At 63.7% G+C, this 12,044-nt stretch carries 11 protein-coding genes; 8 read left to right on the top strand and 3 right to left on the bottom strand.

From position 1 onward, the window contains the following. Window positions 1–166: 166 nt before the first annotated feature. The 3 genes from XpruCFBP8353_RS05640 (at window position 167) to XpruCFBP8353_RS05630 (ending at window position 1,261) form a co-directional block, all read left to right on the top strand. Window positions 167–349 carry a hypothetical protein gene (locus tag XpruCFBP8353_RS05640; protein WP_101362275.1) on the top strand — a complete coding sequence of 61 codons (183 nt, stop codon included), beginning with the start codon at window positions 167–169 and terminating at the stop codon, window positions 347–349. Window positions 350–621: 272 nt separating this feature from the next. Beyond that, window positions 622–852, top strand: coding sequence for a DUF1653 domain-containing protein (locus XpruCFBP8353_RS05635; RefSeq protein WP_101362274.1), 231 nt, complete (start codon window positions 622–624; stop codon window positions 850–852). A gap of 55 nt (window positions 853–907) precedes the next feature. Then, complete coding sequence (locus tag XpruCFBP8353_RS05630) at window positions 908–1,261, top strand: hypothetical protein (RefSeq protein WP_101362273.1); 354 nt, start codon at window positions 908–910, stop codon at window positions 1,259–1,261. A 57-nt stretch (window positions 1,262–1,318) separates the two neighbouring features. Here the strand turns inward: XpruCFBP8353_RS05630 and XpruCFBP8353_RS05625 are convergent, their stop codons facing one another. Both XpruCFBP8353_RS05625 and XpruCFBP8353_RS05615 read right to left on the bottom strand, forming a co-directional pair. Further along, window positions 1,319–2,056, bottom strand: a complete 738-nt coding sequence (locus XpruCFBP8353_RS05625) for a DNA/RNA non-specific endonuclease (RefSeq protein WP_101362272.1) — start codon at window positions 2,054–2,056, stop codon at window positions 1,319–1,321. Between the two features lie 470 nt (window positions 2,057–2,526). Then, on the bottom strand, window positions 2,527–2,928 hold the full coding sequence (locus XpruCFBP8353_RS05615; RefSeq protein WP_101362270.1) for a Rid family hydrolase: 402 nt from the start codon (window positions 2,926–2,928) through the stop codon (window positions 2,527–2,529). Between the two features lie 113 nt (window positions 2,929–3,041). On the opposite strand from XpruCFBP8353_RS05615, the gene XpruCFBP8353_RS05610 reads away from it, so the two are divergent. Further along, window positions 3,042–3,980: a LysR family transcriptional regulator gene (locus XpruCFBP8353_RS05610; RefSeq protein WP_101362269.1), complete on the top strand. Its 939-nt coding sequence runs from the start codon at window positions 3,042–3,044 to the stop codon at window positions 3,978–3,980. 20 nt (window positions 3,981–4,000) lie between these two features. Here the strand turns inward: XpruCFBP8353_RS05610 and XpruCFBP8353_RS05605 are convergent, their stop codons facing one another. Further along, window positions 4,001–5,842 (bottom strand): M14 family metallopeptidase, encoded by a 1,842-nt coding sequence (locus XpruCFBP8353_RS05605; protein WP_101362268.1) that lies wholly within the window; start codon window positions 5,840–5,842, stop codon window positions 4,001–4,003. Between the two features lie 263 nt (window positions 5,843–6,105). Here XpruCFBP8353_RS05605 and XpruCFBP8353_RS05600 point away from each other — a divergent pair, with 263 nt between their 5' ends. The 4 genes from XpruCFBP8353_RS05600 to XpruCFBP8353_RS05585 all read left to right on the top strand — a co-directional run bounded on the left by XpruCFBP8353_RS05600 (window position 6,106) and on the right by XpruCFBP8353_RS05585 (window position 11,765). Continuing rightward, on the top strand, window positions 6,106–6,828 hold the full coding sequence (locus tag XpruCFBP8353_RS05600; protein ID WP_101362267.1) for an ABC transporter ATP-binding protein: 723 nt from the start codon (window positions 6,106–6,108) through the stop codon (window positions 6,826–6,828). Between the two features lie 10 nt (window positions 6,829–6,838). Further along, window positions 6,839–8,275: an ABC transporter permease gene (locus XpruCFBP8353_RS05595; RefSeq protein ID WP_101362500.1), complete on the top strand. Its 1,437-nt coding sequence runs from the start codon at window positions 6,839–6,841 to the stop codon at window positions 8,273–8,275. After that, window positions 8,275–9,543 carry a DUF3526 domain-containing protein gene (locus tag XpruCFBP8353_RS05590; RefSeq protein WP_101362266.1) on the top strand — a complete coding sequence of 423 codons (1,269 nt, stop codon included), beginning with the start codon at window positions 8,275–8,277 and terminating at the stop codon, window positions 9,541–9,543. The genes XpruCFBP8353_RS05595 and XpruCFBP8353_RS05590 overlap by 1 nt, the downstream gene beginning before the upstream one ends. An 80-nt stretch (window positions 9,544–9,623) precedes the next feature. Next, window positions 9,624–11,765 carry a TonB-dependent siderophore receptor gene (locus tag XpruCFBP8353_RS05585; RefSeq protein ID WP_101362265.1) on the top strand — a complete coding sequence of 714 codons (2,142 nt, stop codon included), beginning with the start codon at window positions 9,624–9,626 and terminating at the stop codon, window positions 11,763–11,765. Window positions 11,766–12,044: the final 279 nt, after the last annotated feature.

Raw genomic sequence — 12,044 nt, 5'->3', positions numbered from 1 at the left:
CCGGGCGAGGCAAGGTGCGGATGCAGGCCGACGAGGGTGGATCCGGTCTCAAGTGCGAATGGTTCAGATCCTGCGACGGCCGCTGCATCTGCCGCGTGCGGCACACGTTCGCCTCACATGGCGGGGAGGACGGTGGTGAGGCGGTCTTCTGCCGCGGGAGCTGACCATGCGCGACAACCAAAACGGCAATCGGGGTATTGACGATCCGACTCCACCCAACGGCGTCAAGGCGCCTGGCAGGAATGAGGATCTCGCTGAGGACGAACCTGCGCAGGAGAGCGAAATCGATGACGGCGAACGCATCGAGGATGAGCTGGATGAAGACGACGATGACGAAAAGGATGCTTGAGCGTTGTTCTGCTTCGGCCCCGTGATGTGTGCGAGCCTTGATGAAGCAGGCCAGACATGTCGCGCTAGTTGGCGACATGGTCGTGGTTGGATTGGATCCAGGCCTACACTGTCCACTGCAAGCGCCGAGCGGCACAACGGGCGCGGCTGGTTGATGCATGCGATGGCTGTGCCCGCCAGGCGTCACCGCCGCCAGCATGCGGCATCAACGAAGATCACTTGCCCACAGTGCCTGGCGTTCTAAACTCCAGACCCCCGATCGCGTTGAATGCCATGGACACCTTGCCGCCGTTACCTGTCATTGCACTGGGCCATTACCGTCACTTCAAAGGCGGCCGCTATGAAGTGCTTGGCGTGGTGCGCAGCAGCGAAACGCTGGAGCCGCTGGTGCTCTATCGGCCGCTGGATAGCGACATCGGTTTGTGGGTGCGCCCGTATGCGATGTTCGTCGAGCACGTGGAGGCGGATGGTGTTTCCCGCCCTCGCTTCGAACGTGCGCAGTGAGCACCGTGCGCATCAGTGCGATGCGACAACATCGCGCAGCACCTTGTAGTGTGCGATGACGGTTTCAACTACACCCATCACGACGCCAGACGGCCGCTATCTGATCGTGCGTGGGCGGCTGTGGCGCACCAGCAACCCGCAGATGAGCGAAGAGGCACGCGCCACGTTAGTGAGCGCTCTCATGGATGCACGACGCATGGTCAAGGCCGCCAGGCACGATGACGCTGTGCAGCGCCTGCTGGCCGCGCGCCGCGCGGTCGATGCAGCCAAGGTCGCATTGGGCGAACGCGGACCGGTGTGGTGGAGCGATGGGGCCAAGGACTTCAATCGGCATCTGGTCAAGAACACGCCGTACGCCGAATGGTTTGCCGCGCTGGAACCAACCACTTCGCAGGCAAGTGTCGAATAAACGAAGGCCCGGAGAGCCCGGGCCGTCCATGTGTGCGTCCTCGTGTATGGCGCCCGATCAACTCAGGTCGCAATTGCTCGGCTGCGGCCAGGTGGTGGACGGCAGCATCGCTTTCACGGCGGCCGGTGCGCTGATGCCGATGGTGCTGGCGCCGTAGAGGTCTTCGAGTTCGTCGATGCTGACGATGTAGCTGTCCAGCGAGCCCAGGTTGGCGCTGTTGGGAATCAGCCAGCTGATGGCGCGCGTGCCGCCGCCCGGGTTGGCGGTGATGATGGTCTTCCAGAAGAAATCCGGCGTGCGAATGCCGTGGCTGCTCAGGAAATAGTCGTTGCTGGTGTCGCTGTAGATCACGCCGCCATAGACCTGCACGCTGGCGATATCGCGGTAGCATTCGGCCACGTTTTCCGCGCGCACCCAGATACCCTGATTGAAGCTGGATACCTGCGGCACGATGTTGCTCATGAGGTTGGCGCGGCGGATATAGGTCGCGTTGTAGTCCATGTGGTTGGACGTCACCAGATGGCCGCGGTCGTAGCCGGAACGCACGCTGGCATACGACGCCGTGGAGGTCTGCCCGGCGCAGCCGCTGGGCAATTCGGTATCCAGGTTGAAGCTGGACGGGCGTGCAGCCGAGCCCGTGTCGGCCTGTAGCACGTATTCGTAACGCAGTGCGGTGCGGTTGGTGCAGTCGTACGTCAGCGTATAGCCGCCCTTGTTGAGGGTGACGACCTGCGCCTGTGCCGCGGCGCTGAAAGCGGTGAGAAGCAGAACGACGAAGAAGGTCCTGAAGCGCATGGGAGTGAATCTCCTTGAAATCATTTGGACGCACGAGACCACCGCCGGCTGTGCACGGGCACAGCGACGTTGCAGCGAACGCGCGCTAAGGGGAGAACAGAGGGCTCGCTAGGTGACGAGCGCTACAGCTATCGCATACGAATGTTGCTTGTTGGTGACGCAGACCGGAGGAGCCTGCAGCCGCCCAGCGTTTTGTTCCGTCGTGTGGCAGCGCGCTCAGCGTTCGGCCTGGAGGCGATGCCCTTGATGATGCTGATGCTCTTGGCGATCTTTCGATGGTTTCGAGACCCGGTACGCTGCTGTGGGCACTTCGCGCGGCGTGGACACAGCGAACGCCACGCGCTGGCAAGCCAGGCGTGGCCGATCGACTGCGAGGCATAAGCCTGTGCGCACTGGTTCCTTCGCTAAGGCGCAGATCTGCTGCAGGGCGGGGCGGAGCGCGATTGAGGCCGCGCGTGCAATCGAAGGCGTTATGCAGCCGTCGCCGGCAGCTTGACCACCACCTTGATCTCGAACTGGAAACCGGCCAGCCAGGTCACGCCGACCGCGGTGACGGCGGGGTAAGGGGCCGGGCCCCAGTAGTTGACCCACTTGCCCCACATTGCCTCGAACACCACGTCGGGGTTGACCATCAACAAGGTGACGTCGACGACATCCTGCGAGGTGCACCCGGCTGCAGCGAGAACAGCATCCAGATTGACGAAGGCGCGGGCGATCTCTGCATCCAGCTCGGGCTCGGGCGAGCCGTCTTCGCGGCTGCCGACCTGGCCGGCGACGAACAGCAGGCCATCGGCGCGTACCGCTGGCGAGTAATGGTGGCGCTCGTACAGGGCGTGGCGCCCTTGCGGGAAAACAACGTCGCGTGTGGCCATGGACCTCTCCATCGAAGTGCATCAGAACGGAGGTCCACGTTAGGCGCGTGCGCGGCGACGATAAATCGGCAGCATCGACCAACACTGTTTGTAGAATCCAAACAATCTAGGGAATGGGAGCAATGGTGGATCGATTTGATGCAATGCAGGCGTTTGCACGCGTGGTCGAGACCGGCAGCTTCACCAAGGCTGCCGAACACCTGCACATGAGCCGCGCCAGCGTGACCCAGTTGGTGCAGCAACTGGAGGCACGCCTACGGGTGACATTGCTCAACCGCACCACGCGCCGGGTACAGGTCACTGCCGATGGCGCGGCGTATTACGAGCGCGTGCTGCGTTTGCTTGCGGACATGGACGATGCCGAAACCAGTCTGTCTGCTGCAGCGACGTTGCCACGCGGGCGCTTGCGCGTGGATGTGCCCAGTCCGTTGGCGCGGCTGATCCTGATGCCGGCAATGCCGGCTTTTCATGCACGTTATCCGGATATCCAGCTGGACATGGGCGTGAGCGACCGACGCGTGGATCTGATCGGCGAAAACGTGGATTGCGTGATACGCGGCGGCACCATCACCGATCAATCGCTGATCGCGCGCCATGTGGGCGACTTGCTGGCAGGCGTGTATGCAGCACCCGCTTACCTGCAGCGGCTAGGTATTCCGACGCACCCGGCGGAGCTGGAAACTACCCAGCATCGCTGCGTCGGCTTTATGCGCTGGGGCAGCGGCAATACCGTGCCGTATGTGATGCAACGCGGCGACGAAGCGGTACGCGTACACGGGCGCCATGTGGTGGCCGCCGACGATGGCAATGCGTATCTCGCCGCCGGCCTGGCCGGCATGGGGGTGCTGTGGCTGCCGGTGTATATGGCCAACGCGCATGTTGCCAGTGGTGAGCTGGTGCCGATCTTTCAGGACTGGCAGCTGGAAGCCATGCCGTTGTCGATTGCCTTTCCATCCAACCGCCACGTCAGCGCCAAGCTGCGGGTGTTTATCGATTGGGTCATCGCGCTGATGGCCGAGCATGCGCCCTTGATACCGCGCACGCCACGCTAGCGCCGCGCATGTGCGTGGCGCTATTGCACCGTTTCGCGCCGCACCGGATACCGCCAACCAGTGATTGCCGCGTAGGGCGAGCGTGCATAGATCCACTGCAGGCGCGCATCGCCATCGGCGCGGAATGCAGCATCGTTGGCGAGTTTTTGCTCAAATGCGCTACGTAATGCGGCATCGCTGCGCAACACGCGTTCGCTGAACTCGACCAGCTCGGTGGCATACAGCCCGCTGTCGGGGCTAACGGCATGGCGGAAACGTCCGCTGGCCAGTAGCGAATCGCTGCTGCGCGGTTCCAATAAGGCCGCGGCCAACATGCGCATCGGTTGATCGGCAGGCACGCGGATGCTGCCGGCAGGAAAGACTTCCTCCGCATCGTGGGTCTGCGGGATCTGTTTGCTGTCTGCCTTGATGATGCGAATCTGCTGGACCGTACGCTGGGTCGGCTGCTGCAGGCGTTCGTAGTGGATGCCATGCGCATCGAGCAAGGCGAGCACGTCGTCGTTGCCGGGCGGAATCCACCACGCCACCGGGTACTGCACCGCCTGCGTTTGCCGGTAGCCGATCACCGGCATCGTCCAGGTCTCATCGCGGCCTTCCCAGCGCAATTCCGGCCGGCCGGAGACTGGCGACAGGGTGCGGGTATAGCTCACGCCTTTGAACGGGATGTGATTGATCGGCTGCGGTAGGCGTTCCCACGCCACCATCAATTCCTGCGGACGTGCGGCGCGATCCACACGCTTGGCTGCAGCGATTTTCTTTGCATCGCGACCAACCAAGCGCAGCGCTTCCTCGAGCAGAACGTAATCGCCGAGCACGCGCTGCCGGTACGACTTCAAGCGATGATTTTCCACCAGCACGGTGGGAATGCCGGCAAAGTCGCCGTAGCCGGTGGAATAACGTGGGCCTTCCGGCGAATGGCGCAAGCCCGAGCGCGGTGCATTTTCGTCGATCAGGCTGGGGTAGATCGCAGGCTCATGGCCCTGGCGGCGCAGTGCGGCGTTGATGGCCGGGGTGAAGCGCTGCTGCAGCCAGCCAGCAGTGGCGCGGGAGCGCGCATAGGTGCCCCAGCCGGCGAAGGTAAAGGTGATGTCGTACTGATGATCGAGCCCGCCGCTGACATGCAGGTCGACATAGAGCGCCGGGTCGAGCGTGTGCAGCAGCTTGACGATCGCGCGCGTTTCCGGCGTTTCCAGGTTGAGGTAGTCGCGATTGAGGTTGATGCCGCGCGTGTTGGTGTTCCAGCCCATGTGTTGCGGGCCACGCAATGCGGCGCCGATCAGCGGGTCGCGGTGTTCGTGGCCGTCGCTGTTGAGGATGGGCACGAACACGAAATCTACCTCGTCCAGCAGATCGTCTTTGCCGCGGTGTGCAATATCGCGCAGCAACATCAGGCCGGCATCTTTGCCATCGATCTCGCCGCCGTGGATGCCGGCCTGCGCCAGCACGACGGGTTTGCCGGGTGTGCCCTTGTGCGCGCGCACCAATAATAGGTCGCGCCCTTCACTGGTCTTGCCGAACACCTCCAGCGTCAGCAGCGGCGAAGCGTCAACCAGACGTTGCAGCCACGCACGCGTTTCGTCGTAGCTGGGCGTGCTGACGAAATCGCTGCGCTCCACCGGTGTGATCCACGGATCGTCTGGCGACACGATCAAGGCCTCGCTCGCACCCTGCCACGCGCGTACCGGCGGCAAAGGCGCGCGGGTATCGATGGGCTGGGCGTTGAGGTGTGTGGCGGCCAATACCGTGACGGCAAGCAGGCTGGCGACGCGTCGAGTAGCGCGCGATGTGCTGCATGCATTGGTGCTGGCGCGGGCGTGCGGGTCGGATGCGTGGAGAGCGTCGTGCGGGAGAAGGCTGCGCATATTGGAAGGCATGTGGGGCGTGAGTGTCTCGCGTGGGGATCGCTGTTGGTTGCCGGTGTCGGCGTGCGGCATTGATGCGCATGACGCTCGGCTGGGCGTGTCTGTTGCTAGGCGCTGGCTGCGCGCCTGCAGGAGGCACAACCAGCGCCATCCCAGTGGCGTCCAGGCCGGCGGCCACGGGCACTTTGCCAATCCTGGCCTTTGCGCAATGTGATAACGTATCATTCGTATCTCATTTCTCAGTCGTGCCCGCCAGTTCTCTGATGACCCCCGCGATTTCAATCTCCGACTTGCACGTCGCCTACCGTGACCGCGCTGTGCTGCAGGGGCTAAACCTCGACGTCGCACCCGGCACCGTCTATGCCTTGCTGGGCGGCAATGGCGCTGGCAAGTCGTCCACGCTGTCCACGTTGTTGGGCTTCGTCAAACCCACTTCCGGCAGCTTGCGGGTGGACGGCGTGGACCCGGTCGCCGACCCCGGCACGGCGCGTGCACGGCTGGCTTATTTGCCGGAAAACGTGGCGCTCTACGAGCATCTGAGCGCGCTGGAAAATGCCGACTATCTGCTCACCTTGGCCGGCCAGCGCCGCAGCCAGGCGGCCATCGGCGAGGCATTCGCGGCCGCTGGTCTGCAGCGCGATGCCTGGGCGCAGCGGCTGGCAGGGTTCTCCAAAGGCATGCGGCAAAAAGTGGCGATTGCAGTGGCCACGCTGCGCGAAGTGCCGGTGCTGCTGCTGGATGAGCCCACCTCCGGGCTGGACCCGCGTGCCATCGCCGACTTCAATCGCCTGCTGAGCAGCGTGCGTGAACGCGGCGGTGCGGTGTTGATGGTCACGCACGATCTGCTCGGCGCGGTGGATGTGGCCGACCGTATCGGCTTTCTCGAAAACGGCCGGATTCTCGACGACATCGGTGCTGGCGATAGCGGCTTCGATGTGCGTACCCTGCATGCGCGTTTCGCACGCCCGCAGGACCATGCTGCATGAGGCTGTCCGCATGAGTCCCGTGTTGTTGGTCGCGCGCGAGGAACTGCGCTTCATGGCGCGCAACCGCTCCGCTGCCATCGGCGTAGTGTTGTTGATGTTGCTCACCCTGGTGGCGGCGTTGACCGCTGCGCACCATCAACGCGAAGTTGCCGATTTCCGTGCGCGTCAGCAACACGCCGCACAGCAGGCATTCGAAGCGCAGCCGGACCGGCATCCGCACCGCGTGGTGCATTACGGCCATTTCATCTATCGCCCGTTACCGGCGCTGGCCGCATTCGATTCGGGCGTGGATGCGTTCACCGGCAACAGTATGTTTCTGGAAGGACACCGCCAGAACACCGCCAACTTCGGCGATGTGCGTCAGAGCTCGTTGCTGGTGCGCTTCGGGCAGTTGACGCCTGCCTTTGTGTTGCAGGTACTGGCGCCATTGATGCTGGTGTTTCTCGGCTATGGCGCAGTCGCGCGCGAGCAGGAAACCGGTACCTTGCGCGCGCTGTTGCTGCAGGGTGCCACGCGCCGGCAATTGCTTGGCGGCAAATATCTTGCGCTGGCGGCTGTGGCTGGCGCCTGCCTGCTGCCGGCCTTGGTCGGCCTGGCACCTATCGCGATGTTGCCGGGCCAGGCAGTGCTGGTCGCGCTGCTGGTGCTGGCCTATAGCGTGTACCTGCTGGTGTGGTGTGCGTTGGTGCTTGCGATATCGCTGTTGTGCCGACGCGGCCGCGATGCGCTGCTGGTGTCGCTGGCGGTGTGGGTGTGGCTGGCCTTGCTGGTGCCGCGCGTCGCACCGGACGTGGCCAGTGCCGCCTACCGCCTGCCGACCCGGTTGGCAACCGATGTGGCGATTCAGCGCGACCTGCGCACGCTCGGCGACAGTCACAACCCGGACGACCCGCACTTTGCGCAATTCAAGCAGCAGACGTTGGCCCATTACGGCGTGCAGCGCGTGGAAGACCTGCCGGTGAACTACAAGGGCTTGCTGGCGCTGGAAGGCGAGCGGCTGACCGCAAGCCTGTTCGAGCGCTACGCGGGCCGCGACGCATCCATTCAGCAGCAACAGAATCTGCTGGTACGCGCATTTGCGTTGCTAAGCCCGACGGTGGCGCTGCGCGAGGTGTCGATGACGCTGGCAGAAACCGATCTGCGCGCGCATCTGCGGTTCCTGGCGCAGGCTGAGCAGTACCGTTACACGCTGGTGCAACAACTCAATCAGTTGCAGGCCGATGCAGTGAGCATGGCCGACGACACCGCGCAGGATGCCGGCGCCGACCGCCGTAAGCGCATTTCGTCCGAGCATTGGCACGAGATTCCAGTGTTCGTCTTTCAGCCCGCGTCCACCACCGAAGTGATCGACACGGCAAGCGCGGCGCTTGGCCTGATCGGCGCCTGGTTGCTCGCTGCGCTCTGCATGTTGGTTGCAGCCGGGCGACGTGTGGGAGTCGCGCGCTGATGGTGCTGTGGAAATACGAGCTGCTGTTGCTGCTGCGCGCACGTGCGGCGCTTGCCGGCCTGTTGTTGCTTGCCGTGCTGACTATCTGCAGCCTGTTGTCCGGGCAGCGCGTGATTGCGGCGCAGCGCGACAATATCGCGAAGATTGCGGCGCTACAGCGCGAAGACAGCGCAGCGGTGGAAGACTATGTCGCGCGTTCCAACGATGCCGGCAGCGCGGCCTATTACAGTTTCTACCCCACTTGGGACACGCCATCGCCGTTAGCGTTTGCAGCGGTGGGCATGCGCGATGTTTCACCCTACATTTTGCGCGTGCGCGCGTTGGGGTTGGAAGCGCAGATCCATGATGGCGACAGCTACAACCCCGAGCTCGCCCTGGCCGGCCGTTTCGACTATGCGTTCGTGCTGGTGTTCCTGCTGCCCCTGTTCGTGATCGCATTGCTGTTCGATCTGCGTTCGGGCGAGCGAGACGCAGGCCGGGCCCGCATGCTCGCCGCACTGCCGGGTGCAGGCGCCGCGCTGCTGGTGCGGCGTGTGGTGGTTCGTGCCGCAGCGGTGCTGTTGTGCTTGAGCGTGCCGTTCGTTATTTTTGCCACGCTCAATGCGGTGCCGTTGCTGCAGCTTCTGGCAGTGCTGGCGCTGGGCGCAGGCTATCTGCTGTTCTGGGTAGTGCTGTCGGTGCTGGTCGGGCGCATCCAGTGGCGGCCTGCGGCGCATGCAACCGCATTGGCCACCTGCTGGGTGGTGCTGGCGTTGGTGGCTCCTGCGCTGGCGCATGTGGCGATCAATCAGGCGGTGCCAGTCAATCAGGGCAACGAGATTGCGCGACTGCAGCGCGAGACGGTCAACCATGCCTGGGATATCCCGCGCCAGGACACCATGCAGGCGTTCTATGCGCGCAATCGGCAATGGGCCGATTCGGCGCCGTTGACCGCGGCATTCCACTACAAGTGGTACTTCGCATTCCATGAAAATGGCGACCAGCAGGTGGCGCCGCAGGTGGCAGCGTATCGCCATGGTCTGCAGCGTCGCCAAGCGCTGGCGCAGCGCGTGGCCAGCGTGCTGCCGCCGGTTGCGCTGCAGGCCGCGCTGACGCGCCTGGCCGACACCGATCTGCAGGCGCAGCTGGCGTATCAGGACCGCGTTCGCGCGTATCACCGGCTGCTGCGCACGTTCTACTATGGCTATCTGTTCCGCGACCGCCCGTTTACGCGCGACGACTTCGAGCGTGCGCCACGTTTCGATGCAACGGCCGATCCTGCTTCATAGCGACAGCCGCGCTTTACCTCTCGCTTGTTTTCACTTGCGATCCAGGCGTGCTGCGCCCAGGTCTTTCAGGAGTTTGCCCGATGCCCGTGTTCTCGCGCCGCCGCATGCGGCACACGCTGCCCTTGCTCAGCCTACTGGCCTGCGCCTGCAGCATTGCCTGCGGGCAGGCCGCCGAGTTGCAGGCGCGCGATCTGGACGCGGTGCAGGTGCGCAGTCAGTACGCGCCATACCGCGCACTGAGCATTACCGGTGCTACCAAGACCGATGCGCCGCTGCGTGATTTGCCGATCAGTGCGCGTGTGCTTGATCGGACCTTGCTGGACGATGCCGGTGTTACCGATCTGGCTGGTGCACTGGAGCTGGCCAGCGGCATCACCAAGGCCAACAACCTGGGTGGGCTGTGGGACAGCTATTCGATGCGCGGCTTTACCGGCGACCCGAACTTCAGTTCGGACTATATGGTCAACGGCTTCAATGCCAGCCGCGGTTACAACGGCCTGCGGGATGCGGCCAACACGCAGAGCATCGAAGTCATCAAGGGGCCGGCGTCGGCCTTGTACGGCCGTGGCGAGCCGGGTGGGGCGGTCAACATCATCACCAAAAAGCCGTTTTTTCAAGCGCAGAACAGCGTGGATGTGTCGGCGGGCCGCTTCGACAATCATCGTGCCGCGGTCGACAGCACCGGCCCACTGAGCGAGAGTCTCGCGTACCGCTTGAACGTGATGCACAAGGATCAGCACAGCTTTCGCGACACCGTCGACAGCGATAACACCTTGCTGGCGCCGTCGCTGTTGTGGATGCCGACACCCGAGACCACGGTGTCGTATGAGCTGGAAGCCGTGCGGATCCATGCGCCGTTCGATCGTGGCGTGACTGCCATCGACGGCGATGCCAACCGGCTGCCGGCGTCGCGTTTTCTGGGCGAGCCGCGCGATGGCGATATCGACCTGCATTCCACCGGGCACCAGCTGTTCGTGGTGCATGGTTTGAATCAGACATGGTCGTTGCAGGGTGGGGCGACCTACCGCGATAGCGGCATGCACGGATTTTCCACCGAACCCTGGACGCTGCAAGCCGACCAGCGCACCTTGCGCCGCGAACGCCGGTATCGTGATTACCAGGGCCGCGATATCGCCGCGCGTGCGGAACTGCTTGGCAGCCTGCAGGCGGGTAGGGTCACGCATAACGTGTTGTTCGGCATCGACGGCAACCGTTTCGACGACAGCCGCTTTCAGCAACGCGCCCGTTCTGCGACGACGCCATACAGCATCGACGTGCTGGCGCCGCGTTACGGCGTGGCACAGCCGGGGCGGCTGGCCACCATCACCGATACCGATGAGCGCCAGCAGGTGTGGGGCGTATACGCGCAGGATCAGATCGATCTGGGCGCGCGCTGGAAAGCCTTGCTCGGCCTGCGCTACGACCACTACCAGCAAGACCTGGACAATCGCTTGCGCGGCACGACCCAGCGCGCATCCGACGGCGTGGTGAGCCCGCGTGCAGGTCTGACTTTCCATGTCGACGATGCGCTTTCGCTGTATGCGAGTGCGGCAGCGGGCTTTCGCCCCAACAGCGGTGTCGGCGCCAACGGGCAAAGCTTTGCACCGGAAAAGAGCCGCTCGCTGGAGACAGGCTTGAAATACGTGCAGCCCGGCGATGGCCTGGAAGCCACGCTGGCCGCGTTCCGCATCGACAAGAAAAACGTGTTGAGCCTGGACCCGGCCGACACCAGTTTTTCGCTACCGGTAGGCGAAATGCGCAGCCAAGGCATGGAGCTGGATCTGCTCGGGCGACTAACCCCGCATCTGGCCGCATCGGTGGGCCTGGCTTGCACCGATTCACACGTCACGCGCAGCAGCGCGGCTGCCGCCGGCACCGGACTGGCCGAGGGCCGGCGATTTCCGAATGTGCCGCGTTTCAGCAGTAACGCATTCTTGAACTACGAGCAGCCGCTGACGGGCAAGCGTAGCGCGGCGATAGGGCTGGGCGTGTCGCACACCGGCGAACGGCTAGGCTCGGTGGATAGCAATACCGATTTTGTGTTGCCGGCATACACCGTGTGGCGCGTGGTCGGCCATTACGATGTGAGCGACCGGCTACGCCTGTATGCCAAGGTCGAGAACCTCACCGACCGCCGTTACGCTGCATTTTCGTACAGCGAGCAGTGGGTGTATCCCGGAGCGCCGCGGAGTTGGACGGTGGGTGCGCATTTGCGGTTCTGATTCGGATTCCAGCGCAAGCAGAATCCGGCAATCGACACCTGAGCCAGTGCGGGGGATGCAGGCGGTAGTGACGGCATCGATGCTCGGATCGATGGCGTGCGGCACTCCAGGTTATCGCTGCGCGCCGTTCGCTGGTTCCATGAATTCGTCCGTGCGTCCGTGCGTAATCGCAGTTGCAGTTGCGATAGCAATTGCAATTGCACCTTGATTCAAACGCAGCAGACGTTGCCGCAGCACAGGCGCGTAAGCGAGGTCATACTCAACACGCTGGTGTCCAGC

It is taken from the genome of Xanthomonas prunicola, from assembly GCF_002846205.1.
Classification (GTDB): Bacteria; Pseudomonadota; Gammaproteobacteria; order Xanthomonadales; family Xanthomonadaceae; genus Xanthomonas; species Xanthomonas prunicola.
Note: the sequence above shows the minus strand (reverse complement) of the source record. Positions and strands in the feature narration are given on the sequence as shown.